Here is a 23,252-nt window from a genome sequence, read left to right on the forward strand (position 1 = left end):
GGCTGGGGAGGGGGGTACAAGATCGACATGTGGACAACCCGGTGGGTTGTGGACAACTGGGCCGATCTGGGGTCCGCGCGGGTCCTCGGGTCGGGGGGCGGCGGCAGTATCGGTTGCATGACACGACACATCGGCGCTGGACGAACGCACACGTTGGGGACGACTCGGGCCGCGGGCCGGGGGGCTGACCAGCGGCGCAGGCGGATGAGAGAGACTGGGGTCCCGGCAACGGCGCCGGTCATCCGCGAACCGCACTGCCGAGAGGCGCCGCCACATGACGCAGTCACCGACCTCGACCGACCCGACCACGCTGGTGCTGCCCGCCGACCTCAAGCCGTCCGACGGACGGTTCGGGTCCGGTCCCTCCAAGGTCCGCCCGGAGCAGCTCGCCCGGCTGGCCGCCGAAGGTTCCGCCGTGATGGGCACCTCGCACCGACAGAAGCCGGTGAAGTCCCTGGTCGGCCGCGTCCGCGCGGGTCTGCGCGAGCTGTTCCAGCTCCCCGACGGGTACGAGGTTCTCCTGGGCAACGGCGGCACCACCGCCTTCTGGGACGCCGCCGCCTTCGGGCTGGTCCGCGAGCGCGCCCAGCACTTCACCTACGGCGAGTTCTCCTCGAAGTTCGCCAAGGTCACCAAGGACGCGCCGTTCCTCGCCGACCCGGTGGTGGTCAAGGCCGAGCCGGGCACCGCCCCGGAGATCACCTACGCCGAGGGCTGCGACCTGGTGGGCTGGGCGCACAACGAGACCTCCACGGGTGTCGCCGTGCCGGTGCGCCGGCCGGAGGGCTCCGACCCCGCCCTGATCGCGATCGACGCCACCTCCGGTGCGGCGGGCCTGCCGGTCAACGCCGAGGACTTCGACGTCTACTACTTCGCCCCGCAGAAGTCGTTCGCCTCCGACGGGGGCCTCTGGCTCGCCCTCATGAGCCCGGTCGCGCTGGAGCGGGTGGCCGAGATCGGCGCCAACGGCCGCTGGGTGCCCGAGTTCCTGTCGCTCACCACGGCCCTGGACAACTCGCTCAAGGACCAGACCTACAACACGCCGGCCGTGGCCACGCTGTTCCTGCTCGCCGACCAGATCGACTGGATGCTCGGCAACGGCGGCCTCGCCTGGACCACCGCGCGCACGAAGGACTCCTCCACTCGGCTGTACGAGTGGGCCGAGGCGAGCGAGTTCGCCACGCCGTTCGTGCAGGACCCGGCCAGCCGCTCGCAGGTCGTCGGCACCATCGACTTCGCCGACGGCACGGACGCGGCCGCGATCGCGAAGGCGTTGCGCGCCAACGGGATCGTCGACGTCGAGCCCTACCGCAAGCTCGGCCGCAACCAGCTGCGCGTGGCGATGTTCCCGGCCGTCGAGCCGGACGACGTCACCGCGCTCACCCGGTGCGTCGACTGGCTGGTGGAGCGCGTCTAGATGCAGCACGTCTACAGCGGCAAGGTCCGCGAGATCTACGAAGACGGCGCGGACCTGCTGCTGGTGGCCTCGGACCGGGTGTCGGTGTACGACGTCGTGCTGCCGACCCCGATCCCGGACAAGGGCGCGCTGCTCACCCAGCTGTCCGTGTGGTGGTTCGGCCGGCTCGCCGACGTCGCGCCGAACCACCTGGTCTCGGCCACCGACGTGCCGGCCGAGTTCGCAGGCCGGGCCATCCGCTGCCGGCGGCTCGAGATGGTCCCGTTCGAGTGCATCGCGCGTGGCTACCTCGCGGGCTCCGGCCTGCGCGAGTACCAGGCGACCGGCGCCATCTCCGGGGTCGGGCTGCCGCCCGGGCTGGTCGAGGGCAGCCGGCTGCCCGAGCCGATCTTCACGCCCACCACGAAGGTGTCCGACGGCGGCCACGACGCGCCGGCCACCTTCGACGAGGTCGCCGCGGCGGTGGGCGCCGGCACGGCGGCCCGGCTGCGGGACCTCACGCTGGAGATCTACCGGCGCGGCGCCGAGCGGGCCGCGACGAACGGGATCATCGTGGCGGACACGAAGCTCGAGTTCGGCTTCGCCGACGGCGATCGGAGTGCCGGCACGCTCACCCTGGCCGACGAGGTGCTCACCCCCGACTCGTCCCGGTTCTGGCCGGCCGGCGACTGGGCGCCGGGCCGCCCGCAGCACGCCTACGACAAGCAGTTCGTGCGTGACTGGGCGGCCGGCACGGGCTGGGACAAGAAGCCGCCGGCGCCCGAGGTGCCGGCGGAGGTCGTCGCCGCGACCCGGACGCGGTACGTCGACGCCTACGAGAAGATCACCGGCACGGTCTGGCGCCGGTGACCGCCAGCAGGCATGATCGAAATGGATCGAAGGCACGGTACTCGGCGCGCCTCGCACGTCAAGGCGACCCGCCGATCTACCGTGGGCAGCTGGCGAGGTGAGGTCTGTTTCAGGTCCAGAGGAGGCCGCGATGCGTGCGCTGCGGGTCGTCGGACTCGGGGAGGACGGCAAGATCGTCATCTGCGAGTCGGACCGCGGCGAGCGTTTCCAAATTCCTGCGGACGAGCGGTTGCGTGCGGCAGCCAGAGGCGACATCACCCGACTCGGCCAGATCGCAATCGAGCTGGAGAGCCAGATGCGTCCTCGTGAGATCCAGTCCCGCATCCGTGCGGGAGAGTCCGTAGAGCAGGTCGCGGCCGCGGCCGGCGTACCGGCGAACCGCGTCGAGCGGTTCGCCTACCCCGTGCTGCTGGAGCGTTCCCGCACCGCGGAGCTCGCCCAGCGCGCGCACCCGGTCCGTGAGGACGGGCCGGACGTGCAGGAGCTGGGCGAGGTCGTCGCGCTGGCGTTCACCGCGCGCGGCCAGGACTACACGGCGGCCACCTGGGACTCCTGGAAGGGCGAGGACGGCAAGTGGGTCGTCCAGCTCACCTGGACCGCGGGCCGCTCGCACAACCGCGCGCACTGGTCGTTCCACCCCGGCGCGCACGGCGGCACCGTCACCCCGCTCGACGACCACGCCATCGACCTGCTCGACCCCAACCCCAACCGTCAGCTGCGCACCGTGCGGCCGGTCACCGAGCTGGCCGCGCAGGCCCTGCAGGTGGAGCGGCCGGCCGTCGAGCGGGTCGTGCAGCCCGTCGCGCCGCCGGCCGACGAGCCGGACGAGGAGCCCGCCGAGCACCGCCAGCAGGTGGAGCACCGGCAGGCCGTCGGCGAGGCGCCGCGCCGCTCCGGCGGGGACGCCGAGCCACGCAGCGAGCAGGAGTTCGTGCAGGACATCGAGCTCACCGACGAGCCGGACACCGCCGTCGGCCTCGCCTCGCCGGCAGAGCCGCCGGCCGCGCCGGCCCCCGAGCCCGCGCCCGCCCCGTCGCGCCCAGCAGCCCCGCCTCGCCAGCCGGCCGCTGCCGCCCAACCCGCCGCCGCACCACCCGCCGCCGCGCCTCAGCAGCCCAGCACCCCGCCCAATACCCTGCCCGCCGATCCCCGCCCACCCGCCGCGGCACCGCCTCGCCAGCCCGCCGCGGCCCGACCCGCCACAGAACCGGCACCTCAGCCGGAGCCGGCACCCGCCCCAGCCCCCGAACCAGAGCCCGAGCAGACCCCGGCACCGGCCGCGGCGAAGGAGGAGCCGGCCAAGCCGGCGGCCGCCCAGCCTCCCGCGCGGCGCGGCAAGGGCAAGAAGGCCCGCCCGACCGTCCCGTCGTGGGAGGACGTCCTGCTCGGCACCCGCTCCAACCGCTGACCGGCCCCGCGCAGAGGTAACCAGCGGCCTGGCCGCACGGCCGGGCCGCCGCTCGGCCGTGCTCAGACGGCCGTGCTCAGACGGCCGCGGCGGGGACCTTGTCGAGCAGGTGGAGGTCCCAGCCCTCGCGTTCGCACCAGTCCTCGGCCTCCTCCCGGGACAGCCAGGTCGTCCCGGGTGGGCGGTTCGAGCGCAGGCGGGTCCAGCCGTCCGGCGCCAGCACGTGCATCACGCCGTCCCGCAGGGCTAACAGGCGGCCGTCCGGGTAGGCCATCGTCGACTCGGTGCGGAGGAAGCGCACGGGCTCGGGTCGCGTCATGCCCGAATGATCCCGCGTGCTTGACATCCAGCGCACTCGAGGTCGCACGATCGACCCGGAAAACCAGATGCCCCCGACGACCGTCATCACCTACCGTCGGATGGCACCTCGTGGGGAGATCATGACCAACATCAAGGATGCACCTCCGCCTGCCCGCAGCAGGAACATCCATGCCCTGCGGCGGCTTTCCCCTTACCTCAGACCGGTTCGCGGCCGGATGATCGGCTCGGGCGCCGCCGTGCTCGGCTCGATGGTCGCCGGACTCACCATCCCACTGATGATCCAGCGGATCCTGGACGGCCCGGTGGCGACCGGCGACACCGGTGGGCTGGCCTGGCTGATCGGCATCGTCGGCCTGCTCGGCGCCGCCGAGGCGATGCTGTTCTTCACCCGGCGCCGCCTCATCTCCGGCCCCAGCACGCAGGTCGAGGCCGAGTTACGCGACGACCTCTACCACCACCTGCAACGACTCCCGATCGCGTTCCACGACCGCTGGCAGTCCGGCCAGCTGCTCTCGCGTGCGGTCAGCGACCTGTCGACGCTGCGCCGGTTCATCGCGTTCGCGCTCATCTTCCTCGTCGTCAACAGCCTCACGCTGGTGCTCGGCCTGGTCGTGCTCGTCGTGCTGAACCCGGTGCTCGGCATCATCTCCATCGCCGGCGCGGCACCGCTGATCCTCATCTCGACGCTGTACGAGTCCAAGTACGCGGTGCTCGCCCGGCGCGCCCAGGACCAGAACGGCGACCTCGCCACCACGGTCGAGGAGTCCGTGCTCGGCATCCGGGTGCTCAAGGCGTTCGGCCGCGGCCCGCACCTCGCGTCGATGTTCGCCAAGCAGGCCAAGGAGCTGCGCCGGCTCGAGCTGCGCAAGGTCCACATCGTCGGGCTGCTCTGGGCGTCGATCATCATGCTGCCGGAGATCTCGATCGGCGGGCACCTGCTCTACGGCACGTTCGCCATCGCCGACGGCACGATGACGATCGGCACGCTGGTCGCCGCGGTCGCCGTGGCCACCTACCTGCGCTGGCCGACCGACTCGATCGGCTGGCTGCTCGCCGAGCTGAACCAGGCCGCCACCGCCGCCGCCCGCTACTGGGAGGTGCGCGACGCCGAGGTGACGATCACCGACCCGCCGCGGCCGCGCCGGCTGCCGGAGCACGTGCGCGGGTACGTGCGGTTCGAGAACGTGCGCTTCGCCCACGCCGGCTCCGCCGAGGAGGTCCTGCGCGGGGTCACGCTGGACGTGCGGCCCGGCGAGACCGTCGCGCTCGTCGGGGCCACCGGCTCCGGCAAGACCACGCTCACCGCGCTGGTCGGCAGGCTCGCCGACGTCACCGGCGGCAGGGTCACCGTGGACGGCGTCGACGTGCGGGACCTCGCGCTCGACGAGCTGCGCACGGTCGTCGCCACCGCGTTCGAGGAGCCGGTGCTGTTCTCGGCCAGCGTGCGGGAGAACGTCGCGCTCGGCGCGCCGCACCTCACCGAGGCCGACGTGCGGCAGGCGCTGCAGGTCGCCGCGGCCGAGGAGTTCGTGGACAACCTGCCGTGGGGCCTCGACACCCGCATCGGCGAGCAGGGCCTGGCGCTGTCCGGCGGGCAGCGCCAGCGGCTCGCGCTCGCCCGCGCGGTGGTCGGCCGGCCCTCGGTGCTGGTGCTCGACGACCCGCTGTCCGCGCTCGACGTGCACACCGAGGCCGAGGTCGAGCACGCGCTGCGCAGGGTCCTGCGCGACGTCACCGCGCTGGTGGTCGCCCACCGGCCGAGCACGGTGCAGCTCGCCGACCGGGTGGCGCTGCTCGTCGACGGGCGGATCGCGGCCGTCGGCACGCACTCCGACCTGCTGGCCGGCAACGCGGAGTACCGCCGCCTGCTGTCCACAATGGACACAGCGGCCACGGCAGATTCAGCGGACGACGAGGAGATCAGGGACGAGGTGGTCGCGTGACCACGACGACGGAAACCCAGGCCACCGAGGAGGAGTGGCGGGGCGTAGCGGCCGAGGACGTCGAGGAGGTCGACCAGTACGTCGGCACCCGGCTGCAGGCCCGGTCGCGCCGGCTGCTCGGCTCGCTCGTCCGCCCGCGGCTCGGCACGGCGCTGTTCGCGCTGGCGCTGGTCATCGGCGAGAACCTGCTCACGCTCGCCGGCCCGGTGCTCATCGCGGTCGCCATCGACACCGGCATCCCGAACGCGGTCGGCGGCAGCACGGCGGTGCTCGCGTGGTGCGTCGGCGGCTACGTCGCCTCCGGGCTCGGCTCGGCGGGGCTGCGCTTCGCGTTCCTCAAGGTGTCCGGCCGGTTCGGCCAGGACGTGCTGCTGGACCTGCGGCGGCGCATCTTCGACCACGCGCAGAAGCTGTCGCTGTCCTTCCACGAGTCGTACACGTCCGGCAAGGTGATCTCCCGGCTCACCAGCGACGTCGACTCGCTGCACGACCTGCTCGAAGACGGCCTCGACGGCCTGCTCACCGCGCTGTTCTCGGTGGTGGGCATCGGGGTGATGCTGCTGATCCTCGACGCGCCGCTGGCGCTGCTGGTGCTCGCCGGGCTCGTGCCGCTGCTCGTGGTCACCCGGTGGTTCTACCTGCGCTCGCGGCACGCGTACCGCAACACCCGGGGTGCCATCGCCAAGATCATCGTGCAGTTCGTCGAGTCGATGAACGGCATGCGCGCGGTGCAGGCGTTCCGCCGCGAGTCGCGCAACGAGAAGATCATGGCCGAGCTCAACGACCGGTTCCGCGGGGCCAACAAGAACGCGCTGAACGTCATGGCCACGTTCACGATGACCGTGCGGCTCGTCGGCAACCTGTCGCTGGCGCTGGTCCTCGCGATCGGCGCGGTGCGGGTGGTCGGCGGCGGGCTCGAGCTCGGCGTGCTCACCGCGTTCACCCTGTACCTGCGGCGGTTCTACGACCCGCTGGACGACCTGGCGATGTTCGCGAACTCCTACACCTCGGCGATCGCCGCGCTGGAGAAGATCTCCGGGGTGCTGGAGGAGCGGCCGGTCGTGGTCGACCCGGACGAGCCCGTGGCGCTGCCGGACGCCGAGAGCGGCCGCGCCATCACGTTCGACCGCGTCGAGTTCCGCTACTCGGCCGCGGGGCCGATCGTGCTGCCCGCGTTCGACCTGGCCATCCCGGCCGGGCAGACCGTGGCGCTGGTCGGCGCCACCGGTGCGGGCAAGTCGACGATCGCCAAGCTGGTGGCCCGGTTCTACGACCCGGCCGCCGGCACTGTCGCGCTCGACGGCGTGAGCCTGCGCGACGTCGCCGACGCCGACCTGCGCGACAACGTGGTGATGGTGACGCAGGAGAACTTCCTGTTCGCCGGGTCGGTCGCGGACAACATCGGCCTCGGCCGGCCCCCCGCCACCCGCGCGGAGATCGAGGCGGCCGCGGCCGCGGTCGGCGCGAACGAGTTCATCGCGGCGCTGCCCGACGGCTACGACACCGACGTGCGCAAGCGCGGCGGGCGGCTGTCGGCCGGGCAGCGGCAGCTGGTGGCGTTCGCGCGGGCGTTCCTGGCCGACCCCGCGGTGCTGGTGCTCGACGAGGCGACGTCCAGCCTGGACGTGCCCACCGAGCGGGCGGTGCAGCGGGCGCTCGAGTCGGTGCTCGCCGACCGGACCGCGCTGATCATCGCCCACCGGCTCTCGACCGTGCTGATCGCCGACCGGGTGCTGGTGGTCGAGGGCGGCCGCATCGTCGAGGACGGCTCCCCGGCGGAGCTGATCGAGGAGCCGTCCGGCGGCCGGTTCGCCGCGCTGCACCGCACCTGGCTGGAGTCCCTGGCCTGACCGGCCGGCCCGCCCAGCCGCGGGCGGGCCGGCCGGTTCGGCGCTACGGCGCGGCGAGTGCCTCGGTCGGCGAGAGGCGGGCGGCGCGGATCGCCGGGTAGAGGCCCGCGAGCGCGCCGATCACCAGCGTCGTCCCCATGCCGCCGAACAGGGCCCACGCCGGCACCACGGTCGGCCAGGTCTGCAGGGCCGCGTAGCCGGTGGTCACCGCGATGCCGAGCAGCACCCCGCCCACCCCGCCGAGCGCGGACAGCAGCAGCGACTCGGCCACGAACTGCAGCCGGACCTGGCCGCGGGTCGCGCCCAGCGAGCGGCGCAGGCCGATCTCCGCGCGCCGCTCGAGGACCGAGATCACCATTGTGTTCGCCACGCCGACGCCGCCGACCAGCAGCGCCACCGCGCCGAGGCCGAGCAGCAGGCCGGTGAACGCCTGGTCGGTCGCCTGGCGCGCGGCCAGTGCGTCGGACGGCCGGGACACCTCGACCTCGCCGGGCGCCCGCGGGTTCGCGGTCGCGGCGAGCACCGCCCGCACCGCCTCGACGGCGTTGTCGGCCGCGCGGGTGTAGACGGTGGTCGGGTGGCCGTCGAAGCCCAGGTAGGACTCGGCGGCGGGCCAGCCGACCAGGGCCGCGGAGTCGAGCTCGGGCGCGAGCGGCGCCGGGTCGAGCACGCCGACGACGGTGAACCACGTGCCACCCAGGTAGACCTCCATGCCCGGTCCGACGCCGAGCTGGCCGGCCGCCGCGGCGCCGAGCACGACGGCCGGGTAGCGGGCGGTGGCCGCGTTGAGCCAGGTGCCGTCGGCGAGCGTCACCCCGACCGTGCGCGGGAGGTCGAGGTCGGCGGCCCGCACCGACAGGCCTCCGGTCTCGACCGCGGGGATCCGGTCGGTGCGGTAGACCGTCGTGTCGGGCACCGTGCCGGTGGCGGTCACCCGCTGGACCGGCGCGATCCGGGCGATCATGTCGACCGACTCCTTCGGCAGCGTGGCGGCGCCGCCGGCCATCGTGTTGCCGGGGGCGACGGTGAGCAGGTTGGTGCCGAGCGCGGCCAGCCGCGCGTCGAGCTCGGCCCTGCTGGACGAGGACACCCCGACGACGGCGGTCATCGCGGCGATCCCGATCGCGATGCCGAGCGCGGAGAGGAAGACCCGCAGCGGCCGGGTGCGCAGGCCCGCGCCACCGACGCGCAGCACGTCGCGGGGCCGCAGCCGGGCCGGGGCGAAGATGTCTGGTACCGCGCGCAGCGTCATCGGACCACCTCCCCGTCACGCAGGTGCACCTGGCGGGGCAGGCCCGCGGCGATCTCCCGGTCGTGCGTGATCACCAGGACCGTCGTGCCCGTCCGGTGCAGGTCGCGAAGCAACGCCATCACCCCCGCGCCCGACACCGAGTCGAGGTTGCCCGTCGGCTCGTCGGCCAGCAGCAGCGGCGGCGCGCCGGCCACCGCGCGGGCGATCGCCACCCGCTGCCGCTCGCCGCCGGAGAGCTGGTGCGGCCGGTGGTCGAGCCGCATGCCGAGGCCGACCCGGACCAGCGCGTCCTCCGCCAGCCGCGCGCGCTCCCCGACCGGCAGGCCGGCGTAGAGCAGGCCGTCGGCCACGTTGTCCACGGCGGACTGCCCGGGCGCGAGGTGGAACTGCTGGAACACGAAGCCGAGCCGCCGGGCCCGCAGCGCCGAGAGCCGCCGGTCGGACAGCGTCGCCACGTCGTGCCCGTCGATCCGCACGGTCCCGGCCGACGGCCGGTCGAGCGTGCCGATCAGGTGCAGCATGGTCGACTTCCCCGACCCGGACGGGCCCACGATGCCGACCAGCTCGCCGTACCCGATGGTGAGCGAGACGTCCCGCAGCGCGGTGACCCCGCCCGGATAGGCCTTGCTGACCCGGTCCAGCTCGACGACGGCGTTCACGACGGCATCCCCACCGTCATGCCCTCGGCCAGCCCGCCGCCGGAGACCTCGACCCGGCCGGCGGCGAAGAGACCCGTCCGCACGGGCACGATCCGGGTCGACCTGCCCTGGACGACCTCGACGCCGTAGCCGCCCTCGGCCAGCGCGAGCAGCGCCGCCACCGGGACGGTGAGCACGTCGGGGCGCTTCGACGCGGTGAACGCCACCTGCACCGACGCCGCGTCCAGGACGGCGAGGGCCTTCTGGTCGGCGACCGTGACGGTGACCTCGATGGTCGTCGTCGGAGCGGCGCTGCCCCCGCCGGCGCCGTCCGCGGGGGTCACGACGGTCCGCACCGCCGCGACCCTGCCGGGCAGCGTCCGGCCGTCGGGCAGCGTGACCGTCACCGCGGCGCCCTTCACCGCGAGCCGCCGGTCGGCCACCTCCAGGTCGACCGTGACCACCCGGGTCGAGCCCGTGTACGTGAGCAGCGCCGTGCCCGGCTGGGCGGGGTCCCCGACCGCCGCCTCCTGGGTGTCGACCCGCACCGGCCCGGCCGCGTAGACGACCCGGCCGGGCTCGACCGTGCCCGTCTCCGGCAGGCCCAGGTCCGCCTGCCACTCCTTCACCGCGGTGGCCGTCGCCGCCGAGTACGTGTCGTCGACGGTGAAACCCGAGTAGCCCAGCGCGGCCAGGTTCTTCTCGAACTGCTCGACGTCGGCGCCCTTGGTGTCCACGGCGAGCGGCCGGTAGGCCGGCAACGTCCCGTACAGCAGCACCACCGGCAGGTCGTCGACCCGGAAGAGGGCCTGGCCCCGCGCGACCGTCGACCCCACCGCCGGCAGCGCGGTCACCGTGCCGGCGAGCCTGCCGGGCACCGACGTCGCCGTCCCGTAGCCCAGCTCACCGGCGGAGCTCTGCGTGTCGACCAGCGTCTGCTTGGTCACCGTCGCGGTCGACGGCACCGGCGCGGGGGCCGCGGCCGGCGCGGCGCCCCAGTCGAACCCGGTCGCGGCCACCACGCCGGCCCCGGTCGTGAGCACGGCGGCCACCACGATCACCACGGTGCGCTTGGTCACCCCTGCCCCCCGGACCCGTCGCCGTTCTGGGAGTTGACCGAGCCGCCACCGCCGCCGCCGGGCAGCTTCGCGCGGCACTTCTCGTCGGTCGCCTTGAACTCGGGGCTCATCGGGTCGAGGCCGGGCCCGCTGTCGATCTTGATGCCGCCGTTCGGGTCCGGGTCGGGGAACTTGGGCACGCCGTTGTCCCGCATGCACTGCGCGTACTCCCGGACCTGCGCGAGCTTGTCCGGGTCCAGCGGCTGGGGCTGACCGCCGTTCGGCAGGTACTGCTGGCACTTCTTCTGCGCCGCGTCGACCTTGGTCCGGTCCACCCCGTCCGGCGTGCCGAGCCGCACCTCCCCGTTGGCGCCGAACTCCGGGTCCGGGAAGCTCGGCACGCCGTTGTCCCGCATGCACTGCGAGAACTTCAGCGCTGCCGCCTTGTCCGACTGCCCGGCCGCGGCGCTGTTGCTGGTGCTTGCCGGTCCCCCGGCCGTGGCCACCTTGCCGTCCCCGGCGGATCCCCCGCACCCGGCCAGCCCGATGACCAGCAGCGGACCGAGGACGAGTGCTGTCCTGACGCGCATGTGTCGCTCCCTCGTCGGTGGCCGGGCGAGTCCCGGCCACCCGGCGAAGTAGAGCGGGGGCGATGTCATCGGGCCGTCTTCGCGAACGTTGACGCCCAGCTGACATCGCCGGGGGTCACCATGGGGGCATGCGGATCCTGGTGGTCGAGGACGAGCCGCTGCTCGCGAACGCGGTGGCCGAGGGGCTGCGCGCGGACGCGCACGCGGTGGACGTGGTGCACGACGGCGGTGCCGCGCTGGAGCGGCTGTGGCTGCACGACTACGACGTGGTGGTGCTCGACCGGGACCTGCCGGTGGTGCACGGCGACGACGTGTGCCGGGCGGTCGCGTCGCGCGAGGGCGACGTGCGGGTGCTGATGCTCACCGCCGCCGCGGAGATCGACGACCGGGTCGCCGGGCTCGCCCTCGGCGCGGACGACTACCTGCCCAAGCCGTTCGCGTTCCGCGAGCTGGCCGCGCGGGTGGTGGCGCTGGGCCGGCGGTCCCGGCCCGCGGCGCCGCCGGTCCTCGAACGGGCCGGGGTCCGGCTCGACCCGCACCGGCGCGAGGTCTACCGGGACGGGCGCTACGTCCCGCTGTCCCGCAAGGAGTTCGCGGTGCTCGCGGAGCTGCTGCGGGCCGACGGCGCCGCGGTGTCGGCGGAGCAGCTGCTGGAGAAGGCGTGGGACGAGTACGCCGACCCGTTCACCCACACCGTCCGGATGGCGATCCTCAAGCTGCGGCGCAAGCTCGGCGAGCCCGCCGTGGTGCTGACCGACCCGGGAGTGGGGTACCGGATCTCATGAGGCGACTGACGATTCGTGCGCGGCTCACGCTGGTGTACGGCGGGCTGTTCCTGCTGGCCGGCGTGCTGCTGCTGGCGGTGACCTACGCCCTCGTCTCCCAGCAGGTGCCCGGCGAGCCGGGGCTCACCGTGACCCGCGGGGACGGCAGCGCCACCACGCACTCGAGCCCGCCGCCGGAGGCCGACGCGCGCATGGACCAGGTCGCGCAGAGCACCCGGCAGGACGCGCTCACCGCGCTGCTGACCCAGGGCGGGATCGCGCTGGCCGTGGTGGCCGCCGCGGCGACCGCGCTGGGCTGGCTGATCGCCGGCCGGATGCTGCAGCCGCTGGACCGGGTGACCGAGACCGCGCGGCGCATCGCGGACGCGCCGGGGTTCGAGGGCCTGCACGAGCGGATCGCGCTGGCCGGGCCGCCGGACGAGATCAAGCGCCTGAGCGACACCTTCGACGTGATGCTGGAGCGGCTGGACCACTCCTTCGACGGCCAGCGCCGGTTCATCGCGAACGCCTCGCACGAGCTGCGGACGCCGCTGACGCTCAACCGCACGCTCATCGAGGTGGCCGTGCAGCGCCGCGGCTCCTCCAGCGAGGTCCGCCAGCTCGGCGAGACGCTGCTGGAGATCAACGGCCGGCACGAGCGGCTGATCGACGGCCTGCTGGTGCTGGCCGGCGCGGAGCGGACCCCGGCCGAACGGTCCTATGTGGACCTCGCGGACGTGGTGACGCACGTGGCCGCCCAGCATCCGGTGGTCGGGGCCGTCCCGGCGGAGGCGCCGACGATGGGCAACCCGGTCCTGCTGGAGCGCCTGGTGCAGAACCTCGTGGAGAACGGCGTGCGGCACAACGTCGACGGCGGCTGGGTCCGCGTCACCAGCGACACGCGGCCGGACGGGCGGGTGGAGGTGGTGGTCGCGAACACCGGACCGGTGGTGCCGCGCTACGAGATCCCGGCGCTGTTCGAGCCGTTCCACCGGCTGGCCGCGGACCGGCTGGCGAGCTCCGGCGCAGGCCTGGGCCTGTCGATCGTCCGCGCGGTGACCCACGCCCACGGCGGCGAGGTCCACGCCGAGCCGCGGGAGGGCGGTGGTCTGGTGGTCACGGTGACGCTGCCGGGCGCGGCCGCGGTCGAGCCGGACGAGCCGGCGCTCGCGCCGGCCGGAGGACGCGACCGGTTCCCGGCGGAGCACTAGGCTCGCCGCCATGTCCGGCTTCACCTGCTCGGGTTGCGGCGCGCACCACGCGACGCCGCCGCTCGCCTACCACGCCGGGGCGCCTGCCTACTGGTCCCCGAACCTGGCCGACGACCCGGGCAGCGAGCTGGGCACCGACCAGTGCGTCATCGGCGGGGAGCACTTCTTCGTCCGCGGCCTCGTCGAGCTGCCGGTCATCGGCTCCGACGACGTCTTCGCCTGGGGCGTGTGGGTCTCGCTCAGCAAGGAGAGCTTCGTCCACGCGTCCACGCGGTGGCACGACGAGGACCGGGCGAACGACGCGCCCTACTTCGGCTGGCTCTCCACCGACCTGGCGGGGTACGCACCGTCCACTCTCGACCTCAAGACCAACCTGCACACGCGTCCGGTCGGGACTCGCCCGTTCGTCGAGCTGGAGCCGACCGACCATCCGCTCGCCGTCGAGCAATGCACCGGCATCACCCGGCACCGTGTCCAGCGGATCGCGGAACGGGCACTACACCCCGGCTAGCGGGCCGGTCAGAGGACGATGAACGGCAGGGCCAGCCAGCCCAGCGCGATGGCCACCGCCACGCCGAGCGCGACCCAGCGCCAGATCGGCTGGCGGCGGATCAGCCACAGCGACGGCAGCAGCCCGGCCGTCACCACGGCGTTCGAGGCCAGGGCCAGCAGCACGTGGGTGTCGGCCAGGGTCACCGCGAGGCTCAGGATGGTGATCAGCACCAGGGCCAGGCTCGCCGCGGCCACGGTCAGGCCGGTCAGCCACGGCACGGGCTCGGGCGGGCGCGTCGGCCGGGCCGGGCGGGCGTCCTCGGGCGGCTCGACCACGGACTCCTCGCCGCTCAGCGGGTCGAGGTAGCCGACCGGCACGCCCATGGACGCGGCCACCCGGCCGGCGAGCTGCAGGCCGCGGCGGGTGACGACGGCACTCGCGGCCGCGCTGGTGTCGGGGTCGCTGCGCCGCACGGCGCTCGCCACCCTCGCCCACTCGTGCAACGCGTCGGTCAGCTCGGTGCCCAGCGGCAGCCGCCGCGGGTCGACCTCGCGCTCGGCCACCCCGTCGTGGCCGACCAGCACCGCACGCTCGCCGTTGGCGCGCAGCTGCACCGCGGCTCCCTCCACGCGTAGATCGTTGCCCACGGAAACTACCGGCCGAAAGTACCGAGCGCGTAGAACGCCACGGCGCCGGCCGTGGCCACGTTGAGCGAGTCCACCCCACTGGCCATCGGGATGCGGACGGCCACGTCGGCGGCGGCGATCGCCCCGGCCGACAGGCCCGGACCCTCCGACCCCAGCAGCACCGCGACCCGCTCGGCGCCGCCGGCGGAGACGGCCGGGTCCGACAGCGGCACCGAGGACGCCGACGGGGTCATCGCCAGCACCCGGAAGCCCTTGCCGCGCAACAGGTTCAGGCCATCGGGCCAGGGCGTCAGCGGCGCGAACGGGACGGCCAGCACGTGCCCCATCGAGACCCGCACGCTGCGCCGGTACAGCGGGTCCGAGCACCCCGCGCCCAGCAGCACCCCGTCGACGCCGAGCGCGGCGGCGTTGCGGAACAGCGCGCCCAGGTTCTCGTGGTCGCCGACGCCTTCGAGCACCGCCAGCCGCCGCGCGCCGGCCACCACGCCGTCGACCGACGGCGCGGGCGGGCGGCCGGCCACGGCCAGCACGCCCCGGTTGAGGTGGAACCCGACGACCTCGGCCATCAGCTCGGCCGACGCCGCGTACACCGGCGCGGCCCGGCCGGCGAGATCCGCCGACAGCTCCTCGAGCCGGCGCGGCACGCCCAGCACCGCCCGCAGCGGGTACCGCGAGGCCAGCAGCCGGCGGACCACCACCACACCTTCGGCGATCACCAGGCCCTTCCCACCCGGCCGGTCCGGCCGGCGGTCGGCGGTGGTCAGCGCCCGGAAGTCGGCCAGCCGCCCGTCGCCGGGGTCCCGCACCTCGATCACGCGCGCATGCTCCCACAGCCCCGGCGTACCCGCCGGCATGTTACGGACGCGCGTCGGGCGCTTCGCACTGCGTAACACTCCGCGTGCGGCAGAGCACCTTTTTGGCCCCTAGCAACGCCCTTTGCCGTATGTCACGGTTGAACCTCCCGCGCGCGCCGGATTCCGCACGTCCGGCTGGGGAGGGCCGGTATGGGACAGGATGCAGCGACCGACACGTTCGACCGCTCGGATCGCCAGCGCTATCGGATGAAGGTCCAGCGATGCCTGGACGCGCTGGCCAGGATGCTCACCGAAGGCGGGTTCTCCACCTCACCCCCGCAGATCGGCCTCGAGGTCGAGCTGAACCTGGTGGACGACGGGCTACGGCCGGCGATGGCGAACAGCGTCGTGCTCGAGAAGCTCGACGACCCCTCGTTCACCACCGAGCTGGGCCAGTACAACCTGGAGCTGAACGTGCGGCCGCGGCCGCTGTCCGGCGACCAGGCCAGCGAGTTGGAGCTGGAGCTGCGCGCGGCGCTGGCCAGCGCCGACACCAAGGCACACGACGCCGGCGCCCGGCTGGTGATGATCGGCATGCTGCCGACGCTGCGCGAGGAGCACTTCAAGGCGCGGTGGCTGTCGAACAACGCCCGCTACTCGTTGCTCAACGACCGGATCTTCGCCGCCCGCGGCGAGGACATGGTCCTGCACATGGAGGGCGCGGCGATCCCGGGCCAGCGCAGCGAGCGCCTGCGCAGCCGGGCCGACTCGATCCTGCCGGAGTCGGCGTGCACGTCCGCCCAGCTGCACCTGCAGGTGCCGCCGGAGGAGTTCGCGCCCAACTGGAACGCCGCGCAGTGCCTGGCCGGCGTGCAGGTGGCGATCGCGGCGAACTCGCCGTTCCTGCTGCGCAAGGCGCTCTGGCACGAGACCCGGATCCCGCTGTTCCAGCAGGCCACCGACACCCGGCCGGTCGAGCTGAAGAACCAGGGGGTGCGCCCGCGGGTGTGGTTCGGCGAGCGGTGGATCACCTCGATCTTCGACCTGTTCGAGGAGAACGTCCGCTACTTCCCGGGTCTGCTGCCCGAGATCGACGACGAGGACCCGATCGAGGCGCTGGACGAGGGCCGCGCGCCGAAGCTGTCCGAGCTGCGCATGCACAACGGCACCATCTGGCGGTGGAACCGGCCGGTGTACGACGTCTACGGCGGCGTGCCGCACCTGCGGGTGGAGAACCGGGTGCTGCCGGCCGGGCCGACGGTCGTCGACCTGATCGCCAACGCCGCGTTCTTCTACGGCGCGCAGCGGGCGCTGGCCGCCGAGGAGCGTCCACTGTGGAGCCAGATGTCGTTCCAGGCGGCCGAGGAGAACCTCTACGCGGGCGCGCGGCACGCGTTCGGCGCGCAGCTGTACTGGCCGGGCATCGGCTGGGTGCCGCCCGACGAGCTGGTGCTGCGCCGGCTGCTTCCCATGGCGCACGAGGGTTTGCGTGACCTCAAGGTGTCCGACGCCGCGCGCGAGCGCTACCTCGGGGTGATCGAGCAGCGCTGCCTCGCCCAGCGCACCGGGTCGTCCTGGCAGCGCGAGACGGTCACCCGGCTCGAGGACCGCGGGCTGGACAGGGACGCCGCGCTGGTCGGGATGCTGCGCCGGTACATCGAGCTGGCGGCGACGAACCAGCCGGTGCACACCTGGGCGGTGATCTGAGAGGCCTGGCCGAAACGAGCCGGCGCCCTGGCGCGGTCGCGGTCCTGGCCGCGCGGGACGATCACCGGCAAGGTTTGGGGCAAGCCTGCTAAGAGGGCTGCGGCGGCCTTGAGCGACCTGGCATATTGTCGCGGTGTGGAGGAGGACGGGCGGTCCACATTCGTGGTCGGCGACGTGCACGGGCATCTCGACGAGCTGCTCGGCGCGCTGGCCGACGCCGGGCTGGTCGACGACGAGGCCAACTGGTCCGGCGGCGACACCCACCTGTGGTTCCTCGGCGACTTCGTGGACCGCGGTCCGGACGGCATCGGCGTCATCGACCTGGTCATGCGCCTGTCCGCGGAGGCGGCGGAGGGCGGCGGCCACGTCGAGGCGCTGCTCGGCAACCACGAGATCCTCCTGCTCGGCATGCACCGGTTCGGCGACACCGAGGTGCCGTCGGACTTCGGCCCGCGCAGCTTCGCCCGCAGCTGGGAGATGAACGGCGGCCAGACCACCGACCAGGAGGCGGTCACCGACGAGCACATCGAGTGGCTGTCGAGCCGGCCGGCGCTCGCCCTCGTCGGCGACCACCTGCTCATGCACTCCGACACGCTCGAGTACCTCGTCTGGGGCGGCGACATCGAGGAGATCAACGCCGGCATCCAGGAGGTCCTGCACTCCGACGACATCGTGGAGTGGTGGGAGGTCTGGCGCAGGCTCACCACCCGGCACGCCTTCCGCGGCCCGGCCGGCGCCGAGGTCGCCGGCGAGCTGCTCACGGTCCTCGGCGGCGACCAGGTGGTGCACGGCCACAGCGTGATCGCCGACCAGCTCGGCGTCCCCCCGGACCAGATCGACGGGCCCTACTCCTACGCCGACGGCCGCGCGCTCGGCGTCGACGGCGGCGTGTTCGTCGGCGGGCCGTGCCTGGTGGTCGAGCTGCCCTTCGACGGCAAACCGGACACCGAGGACGGCGAGTAACCACCTTCCGGAGAATTCTTTTCCGAAAGGGCGACACGTCCGCGTGCCGTCGGTCGATGTACACGGCGAGTGCCCGGATGCCACTCGCGCGGAGGCAGTCATGGCCGATGGATGGCGGACCCGGTACGTGGCGCCCGTCTACGCCCTCGTCATCTCGTTCGTGGTCGTCCTGCTGCTCGGCATGGCCTTCGCGACGGACGACGGCACGAACAAGGCCGCGCCCGCCACCCCGACCATCGGGTTTGTTCCGGCCGGTTTTCCCGCCCGGTCGGCGGTCCTCGTCTCCGGCGGCCGGCAGGTCCCGATCAAGGACCAGAAGGCTCTCGAGTCGCTGAAGCCGGCGGCGCCGTTCCAGATCTGCGCGGTCCTCGACCCGGGCTGGACCACGAGCAACGGGGTGCAGCTGGCGACGTCGGACCTCACCTGCTGGGGCCCGTTCGACCCGGACGCGCGCGGGGACATCGAGCTGAAGGTCCGGAAGGTGAGCTGATGGCATCGCCGGGAAACGCGGACCGCCAGCTCTGGCTCCTGGTCGTCACGATCGTCTGCGGCGTGGCCGGCGGGCTGCTCGCCGGCCGGTTCCTCCACGTCGACGTCTGGATGTGGCTGGGCGGCGCCGCGGTGGCGACCGCGGTGGCGTTCGGCCTGCTCACCCGGGACACGCCCGCGCCGCGGGTGCGGCCCCGCCCGCAGGTCGCACCAGACCTACGCCCGGCGGCCCCACCCGCCTGGCACCAGCAGACGGCGAGCCGGAGCCGCCCGGCCCCCACCTCGTCGCCGCCTCCGTCGCCGCCTGGCCATGTCGTCCTGCCGCTGCCCGGGGAGGCCGCCGGCCCGCGCCAGTGGTGGACCGAGACCAACACCGCGACCAACACCGAGGCCAACACCGCGACCGAGCGGAACAGCCGGCCCAGCCAGCTCCCGGACCTGCCGAGCTACGTGGCGAAGGGGGCCGTGCTCGTCGCGCAGTGCCCGAACTGCGGCGACTTCCGCATCGACGTGCGCGGCGGCGGGTCCGCGTTCGCCTTCCGCTGCCGCAACCCGCGCTGCGGCCACGAGTGGCAGTGGACACCCGGCACGCCCTGGCCGCCCGTGGTCGTGCGCCGCAACCTGACCGGCGAACCGAGCCACGACCGCTGACGAGGAGATGGACATGTACCGCCAGTCCGTGTCGCGAGCCGATCCGGGATGCGTCGTCATCCTGCTCGACCGGTCGGACTCGATGAAGCTTTCCTGGGCCCGCACCAACTCCACGCTCGCCGACGGCGCCGCGCTCGCGGTCAACAACATCCTGCTGGACATGTGCATCAAGGCGACCGCCGAGGTGAACGCGCCGGTCCGGCCCTACTTCGACGTCGGCGTGTTCAGCTACGGCGCCCGCTTGCTCACCCCCGGCGAGGGTGTCGAGTCCGCGTTCGGCGGCCCGCTCGCCGGGCGTGGCCTGGTCCCGCTGCCCGAGCTCGCCGAGCACCCCATGACCGTGCGCACCGAGCCGTCGATCGACCTGATGGCGGTCAGCGCGAAGATGCCGGTCTGGGTCGACCCGGTGCACGGCTACCGCACCCCCATGTGCGAGGCGATCGCCCTGGTCGGCGGGCACGTCTTCGACTGGGCGGCGGCGCACCCGAACTCCTTCCCGCCGATCGTCATCAACATCACCGACGGCATGGTCACCGACAGCCCGCACGAGGGCGCGACCTTGCAGGACTGGGTCAAGCGGATGACCTCGATCGAGACCAACGACGGGCCGACGCTGTTCTTCAACGTGTTCCTGTCGCCGGCCGAGTCCGCGGAGATCGTGTTCCCGGCCGATCCGAGCGGCCTGCCGCAGCCCGGCCCGGACCTGTTCGCGCTGAGCAGCGACCTGCCCCAGCCCATGATCGACAACGCCCGGGTGGACGGCTACGACGTGCGGCCCGGCGCCCGCGGCCTGGCGTTCAACGTCGGCCGGTCCACCCTGCTCAAGGTCCTGCAGATCGGCACCCGCGTGCCGGACCGCCCGGTATAGCCGTGGTGCAGGTCCGGACCGTCGTCTACTACGCCCCGAAGCACGGCAACGCCGAGGCGGAGTGGGAGGACGGCGGCGCCTTCTCCCCCGGCTCCGGCCGCGGGCCGCGCCTCGCGGTGGCCGACGGCGCGACGTCCGGGTTCGGCTCGGCGCGGTGGGCCCAGCAGCTGGTCGCGGGGTTCGTCGGCGCGGACGGGCCGGCGCCCGCTGTGGCGCCCGCGGCGCTGGGCGGCTGGTTCGAGACGATGCGGACCCGGTGGCGCGAGGACCCGGTGCTCGCGGGCGCGTCGGACCTGGAGCGGCTGAAGCTGGCGCGGGTCGGGTCGTTCGCGACGTTCCTGGGCTGCGAGATCGTCGACGGGCCCCGGCCGCGCTGGACCGCGGTCGCGCTCGGCGACACCGTGCTGTTCCACGTCCGCGGCGGCGAGCCGGTCGGCCAGTTTCCGCCGCTCGCGGCGGCCGACTTCGGGTACAACCCGGACGGCGTGTCGACCAAGCCGGAGACGCTGGGCTCGGTCGTCGACCGGCTCCTGGTGGCCGAGGGCGAGTTGGCCGACGGCGACGTGCTGTACCTGGCGACCGACGCGCTCGCGCAGTGGCTCGTGACGCAGCGGGGCCCGGCGGTGTGGTCGGTGCTGAACGCGCTGAGCCATCCGGACACGTTCCGCCGGCTCGTCGCCGACCGGCGCGCGGCCGGCGAGCTGGGCAACGACGACGTGACGCTGTTGCGCGCGCAGGTCGCGGTGGCGGCGCCGGCGTACCTGGTGGTGTGCCTGTGATGCGCTACCCGAGCCCCGAGGACTACATGAAGGCGGTGCAGCGGCGGGAGTCGTTCACCACCGAGGAGCTGCGCCGGGCGGACCTGGTGCCGCACCCGCTGTACCAGATCCCCATGCCGGCGGCGGGCACGAGCGCGGTGGTGTTCAAGGCCATTGTGGACGGTGACGTGGCCGCGCTGCGGTTCTTCACCCGGGACGACTCGTGGAGCAGCGAGCGCTACGACGCGCTGCAGGAGCACTTCGCCGCGCGGGACCTCGTCGGCGATGTCGCGATGGCGCGATGGGTGCACGACGGCATCACGGTGAACGGGCTGTCCTGGCCCGTCGTGCGGATGCAGTGGGTGGAGGGGCACCCGCTCAACAAGCACGTCGACGAGCTGGTGGCGCGGCAGGACACCCGGGCGCTCGGGGTGCTGGCGGACGCGTGGCTGGAGCTCGTGGTTCGCTTGCAGCAGGCCGAGTTCGCCCATGGCGACCTGCAGCACGGCAACGTGCTGGTGTCCCCCGACGGCCGGCTGCGCCTGGTGGACTTCGACTGCTCGTGGATCGCGCGGTTCGCCGGGTGGCCCGCGCCGGCCGAGACGGGGCACCGGAACTACCAGCCGCAGGTGCGGCCGTGGGGGCGGTGGATGGACACGTTCTCGGGGCTCGTGATCTACACGTCGCTGGTGGCGCTGTCGAAGAACCCGGCGCCGTGGCCGCAGCTGAACACCGGGGAGAACCTGCTGTTCCGCAGGGAGGACTACCAGCCGCCGTTCGACACGGCGGCGTGGGCGCACCTGCAGGCCATCGGGGACCGGCGGCTCGACCAGCTGGCCATGCGGATCATCCAGTGCTGCGGGCCGGGGTGGGTGGCCTCGGGTGGGCTGGGTGAGCTGGTCGTGCCGAGGACGATGCCGTGGTGGGAGCGGACACCGGCGGCCGTGCCGTCACCGCGCCCGCCCGCGTCGCCGGCCGCCGGCTATCCGGCCCCGGGCTCTGACTCTGGCTCTGGCTCTCCGGTGTCCGGCTTTCCGGGCTCGGGTTCGCCGGTCTCCGGCTTTCCGGGTTCGCCGGTCTCCGGTTCGCCTGGTGCGGCGGGTCATGGTGCGCCGCCGCCGCTGGGTCCGCTGGGGCCGATGCCGCCGCCCGGGCAGGCGGGTCCGGTGCCGTGGCCGCGCAGCCCGGCGTCCGGCTCCGGGGCGCCTCGCCCGGCGTCCGGCTCGGGGGCGCCCCGGCCGCGGCAGCCGGGCAGCGACTGGTGGAAGGACCCGGAGGTGCACGCCACCCGGCAGCCGACGCGGGGGCCGGCGGGCCTGATCGTGGGAATCGCGCTGGCACTGGGCTTCCTGACGGCGATGCTGATGATCCTCACCGCGGTGCCGGGCATCGGCGCGGTGCTCGTCGGTCTGGTGGTGGCGGCGATCGCGGCGGTCATCGGCTTCGCGGTGTGGAAGTAGCTCACCAGATCATGATCAGGGCAAGGGAGACGACCAGCCCCACCCCGGCGACCGCGATCGCCGCCCGCCCCCCAGGCGCCCGCCTGGCAACGGCAATCCCGCCGAGCGACACCCCGAGCACGGTCAAGAAGAACATCAACGCGACGGGCACCGCACCTCCGACCCCCACCCCGACAACGACCCCCGCGGTGCCCACCGCCCCCAGCGCACCCCCCGCGACCGCGAGCCCCCGCCCCGCCGAAGACGACGAGTCCACCTGAGCTTGGCCCTGCGGCGATGACCGTTGTCCCGGCCCCGGCGGCGCTGAGCCTTGTGGCCCCTGGCCCTGCGGCGCCGCGCCCTGTGGTCCCTGGCCGCGTGGTGCCTGTGCCGGCTGCCCGGCCGGCGGCATGGCCGGGGACAGCCGCTCCGTCGGTGCCTGGTGCCTCGGGACCCGATGGCGCGCGGTCGGCGCCGACGACCGCTCCGGCTCCTGGCCCCGATCCGCGCCGGGTGGGTTCGGGCGCGGGTTCTGGTTCCACCACCCGGGCGCCACGGCCGGCGTGCCGGCGGGTGGCGTGGGCCTCGGCTGCTTGCTCGGCCCTCCGCTTTCGATGATGTCGGCCAGCCAACTCGGCACCGTCGCCGTGCCCGTCCTGTCCGTTGCCTCGGGCTCCGCCGTTGCCTCGGGCTCCGCAGCGGCCTCGGGCTCCGCCGCGGGCGCCTGCTCGGGCGCAGCGCTCGACTCACGCGCCACCTGCGCGGGCGCGGCCGCCGGCTCCTCGGGCTCAGCCACCGGCCGTTCCGGCACAGCCACCGGCCATTCGGGCTCCGCCGCCGGCCGTTCCGGCTCCGCCGCCGGCCGTTCCGGCGCAGCCACTGGCCGTTCCGGCGCAGCCACCGGCCGTTCCGGCGCAGCCACCGGCCGTTCCGGCGCAGCCACTGGCCGTTCCGGCGCAGCCGCCGGCCGCTCGGCGGGCGTAGGCGTCGCGGGCTTCGGTGCTGCGGTGTCCACACTGGACTCCTCGACCGCCGTTCGCTCCGTCACCGCCACCCCGCCGCCCCAGTCGAGCTCCGCTCCGCCCTGCCACTGGTCCCCGGGCGGCAGCCGGGTGGCGTCGTCGTCCGGGTCGGGGACCGTC

The 23,252-nt window shown here is 73.9% G+C and carries 22 protein-coding genes and 1 pseudogene; 15 read left to right on the forward strand and 8 right to left on the reverse strand.

Annotated elements, in window-relative coordinates:
* The first annotated feature begins 274 nt into the window (after window positions 1-274).
* From serC to sepH, 3 genes are all read left to right on the forward strand, one after another.
* Window positions 275-1,417 (forward strand): phosphoserine transaminase, encoded by a 1,143-nt coding sequence (gene serC, locus VGD70_RS29765; RefSeq protein WP_331087177.1) that lies wholly within the window; start codon window positions 275-277, stop codon window positions 1,415-1,417.
* Window positions 1,418-2,266: a phosphoribosylaminoimidazolesuccinocarboxamide synthase gene (locus VGD70_RS29770; RefSeq protein WP_331087179.1), complete on the forward strand. Its 849-nt coding sequence runs from the start codon at window positions 1,418-1,420 to the stop codon at window positions 2,264-2,266. It abuts the gene before it with no gap.
* Window positions 2,267-2,396: 130 nt separating this feature from the next.
* Window positions 2,397-3,674: a septation protein SepH gene (gene sepH / locus VGD70_RS29775; RefSeq protein WP_331087181.1), complete on the forward strand. Its 1,278-nt coding sequence runs from the start codon at window positions 2,397-2,399 to the stop codon at window positions 3,672-3,674.
* A 76-nt stretch (window positions 3,675-3,750) separates the two neighbouring features.
* On the opposite strand, the gene VGD70_RS29780 is transcribed toward sepH, so the two are convergent.
* Window positions 3,751-3,993 carry a hypothetical protein gene (locus tag VGD70_RS29780; RefSeq protein WP_331087183.1) on the reverse strand — a complete coding sequence of 81 codons (243 nt, stop codon included), beginning with the start codon at window positions 3,991-3,993 and terminating at the stop codon, window positions 3,751-3,753.
* Window positions 3,994-4,210: 217 nt separating this feature from the next.
* Here VGD70_RS29780 and VGD70_RS29785 point away from each other — a divergent pair, with 217 nt between their 5' ends.
* Together VGD70_RS29785 and VGD70_RS29790 are read left to right on the forward strand one after the other, a co-directional pair.
* Window positions 4,211-5,938 carry an ABC transporter ATP-binding protein gene (locus tag VGD70_RS29785; RefSeq protein WP_331087185.1) on the forward strand — a complete coding sequence of 576 codons (1,728 nt, stop codon included), beginning with the start codon at window positions 4,211-4,213 and terminating at the stop codon, window positions 5,936-5,938.
* Window positions 5,935-7,788: an ABC transporter ATP-binding protein gene (locus VGD70_RS29790; protein ID WP_331087187.1), complete on the forward strand. Its 1,854-nt coding sequence runs from the start codon at window positions 5,935-5,937 to the stop codon at window positions 7,786-7,788. Before VGD70_RS29785 ends, VGD70_RS29790 begins: the two co-directional genes overlap by 4 nt.
* A gap of 43 nt (window positions 7,789-7,831) precedes the next feature.
* Here the strand turns inward: VGD70_RS29790 and VGD70_RS29795 are convergent, their stop codons facing one another.
* The 4 genes from VGD70_RS29795 to VGD70_RS29810 are packed head-to-tail and all read right to left on the reverse strand — an operon-like array spanning window position 7,832 to window position 11,326.
* A complete protein-coding gene (locus tag VGD70_RS29795) occupies window positions 7,832-9,040 on the reverse strand; it encodes an ABC transporter permease (protein ID WP_331087189.1) in 1,209 nt (402 codons plus the stop codon).
* On the reverse strand, window positions 9,037-9,699 hold the full coding sequence (locus VGD70_RS29800; protein WP_331087191.1) for an ABC transporter ATP-binding protein: 663 nt from the start codon (window positions 9,697-9,699) through the stop codon (window positions 9,037-9,039). The genes VGD70_RS29795 and VGD70_RS29800 overlap by 4 nt, the downstream gene beginning before the upstream one ends.
* The gene (locus tag VGD70_RS29805; protein WP_331087194.1) at window positions 9,696-10,757 is read right to left on the reverse strand and encodes a peptidoglycan-binding domain-containing protein; all 1,062 of its coding nucleotides are present in this window, start codon (window positions 10,755-10,757) and stop codon (window positions 9,696-9,698) included. The genes VGD70_RS29800 and VGD70_RS29805 overlap by 4 nt, the downstream gene beginning before the upstream one ends.
* Window positions 10,754-11,326: a hypothetical protein gene (locus VGD70_RS29810; RefSeq protein WP_331087196.1), complete on the reverse strand. Its 573-nt coding sequence runs from the start codon at window positions 11,324-11,326 to the stop codon at window positions 10,754-10,756. Before VGD70_RS29810 ends, VGD70_RS29805 begins: the two co-directional genes overlap by 4 nt.
* Before the next feature lie 128 nt (window positions 11,327-11,454).
* Between VGD70_RS29810 and VGD70_RS29815 the strand changes: the two genes are divergently transcribed.
* Genes VGD70_RS29815 through VGD70_RS29825 form a run of 3 tightly spaced genes read left to right on the forward strand, consistent with a single transcriptional unit; the run spans window position 11,455 to window position 13,812 of the window.
* Window positions 11,455-12,111, forward strand: coding sequence for a response regulator transcription factor (locus VGD70_RS29815; RefSeq protein WP_331087198.1), 657 nt, complete (start codon window positions 11,455-11,457; stop codon window positions 12,109-12,111).
* Window positions 12,108-13,301, forward strand: a complete 1,194-nt coding sequence (locus VGD70_RS29820) for a HAMP domain-containing sensor histidine kinase (RefSeq protein WP_331087200.1) — start codon at window positions 12,108-12,110, stop codon at window positions 13,299-13,301. Before VGD70_RS29815 ends, VGD70_RS29820 begins: the two co-directional genes overlap by 4 nt.
* A gap of 10 nt (window positions 13,302-13,311) precedes the next feature.
* On the forward strand, window positions 13,312-13,812 hold the full coding sequence (locus VGD70_RS29825; protein WP_331087201.1) for a DUF2199 domain-containing protein: 501 nt from the start codon (window positions 13,312-13,314) through the stop codon (window positions 13,810-13,812).
* Between the two features lie 8 nt (window positions 13,813-13,820).
* On the opposite strand, the gene VGD70_RS29830 is transcribed toward VGD70_RS29825, so the two are convergent.
* Complete coding sequence (locus tag VGD70_RS29830; protein ID WP_414638093.1) at window positions 13,821-14,423, reverse strand: DUF2537 domain-containing protein; 603 nt, start codon at window positions 14,421-14,423, stop codon at window positions 13,821-13,823.
* A 23-nt stretch (window positions 14,424-14,446) separates the two neighbouring features.
* Window positions 14,447-15,295, reverse strand: coding sequence for an RNA methyltransferase (locus VGD70_RS29835; RefSeq protein ID WP_331087203.1), 849 nt, complete (start codon window positions 15,293-15,295; stop codon window positions 14,447-14,449).
* A 150-nt stretch (window positions 15,296-15,445) separates the two neighbouring features.
* Here VGD70_RS29835 and VGD70_RS29840 point away from each other — a divergent pair, with 150 nt between their 5' ends.
* From VGD70_RS29840 to VGD70_RS29870, 7 genes are all read left to right on the forward strand, one after another.
* Complete coding sequence (locus VGD70_RS29840) at window positions 15,446-16,942, forward strand: glutamate--cysteine ligase (RefSeq protein WP_331087205.1); 1,497 nt, start codon at window positions 15,446-15,448, stop codon at window positions 16,940-16,942.
* Between the two features lie 135 nt (window positions 16,943-17,077).
* On the forward strand, window positions 17,078-17,905 hold the full coding sequence (locus VGD70_RS29845) for a metallophosphoesterase family protein (protein ID WP_331087207.1): 828 nt from the start codon (window positions 17,078-17,080) through the stop codon (window positions 17,903-17,905).
* A 100-nt stretch (window positions 17,906-18,005) separates the two neighbouring features.
* Complete coding sequence (locus VGD70_RS29850; protein ID WP_331087209.1) at window positions 18,006-18,395, forward strand: hypothetical protein; 390 nt, start codon at window positions 18,006-18,008, stop codon at window positions 18,393-18,395.
* The gene (locus tag VGD70_RS29855; protein WP_331087211.1) at window positions 18,395-19,045 is read left to right on the forward strand and encodes a hypothetical protein; all 651 of its coding nucleotides are present in this window, start codon (window positions 18,395-18,397) and stop codon (window positions 19,043-19,045) included. Before VGD70_RS29850 ends, VGD70_RS29855 begins: the two co-directional genes overlap by 1 nt.
* Window positions 19,046-19,058: 13 nt before the next feature.
* Complete coding sequence (locus tag VGD70_RS29860) at window positions 19,059-19,913, forward strand: hypothetical protein (RefSeq protein ID WP_331087213.1); 855 nt, start codon at window positions 19,059-19,061, stop codon at window positions 19,911-19,913.
* Between the two features lie 2 nt (window positions 19,914-19,915).
* On the forward strand, window positions 19,916-20,692 hold the full coding sequence (locus VGD70_RS29865; protein ID WP_331087216.1) for a hypothetical protein: 777 nt from the start codon (window positions 19,916-19,918) through the stop codon (window positions 20,690-20,692).
* Window positions 20,692-22,131, forward strand: a complete 1,440-nt coding sequence (locus tag VGD70_RS29870) for a hypothetical protein (protein ID WP_331087218.1) — start codon at window positions 20,692-20,694, stop codon at window positions 22,129-22,131. Before VGD70_RS29865 ends, VGD70_RS29870 begins: the two co-directional genes overlap by 1 nt.
* Before the next feature lies 1 nt (window position 22,132).
* Here the strand turns inward: VGD70_RS29870 and VGD70_RS29875 are convergent.
* Window positions 22,133-23,252 (reverse strand): annotated as a pseudogene (locus tag VGD70_RS29875) (hypothetical protein); the annotation flags it as partial.

It is taken from the genome of Actinophytocola sp. (genome assembly GCF_036402745.1).
In the GTDB taxonomy this organism is placed as follows: domain Bacteria; phylum Actinomycetota; class Actinomycetes; order Mycobacteriales; family Pseudonocardiaceae; genus Actinophytocola.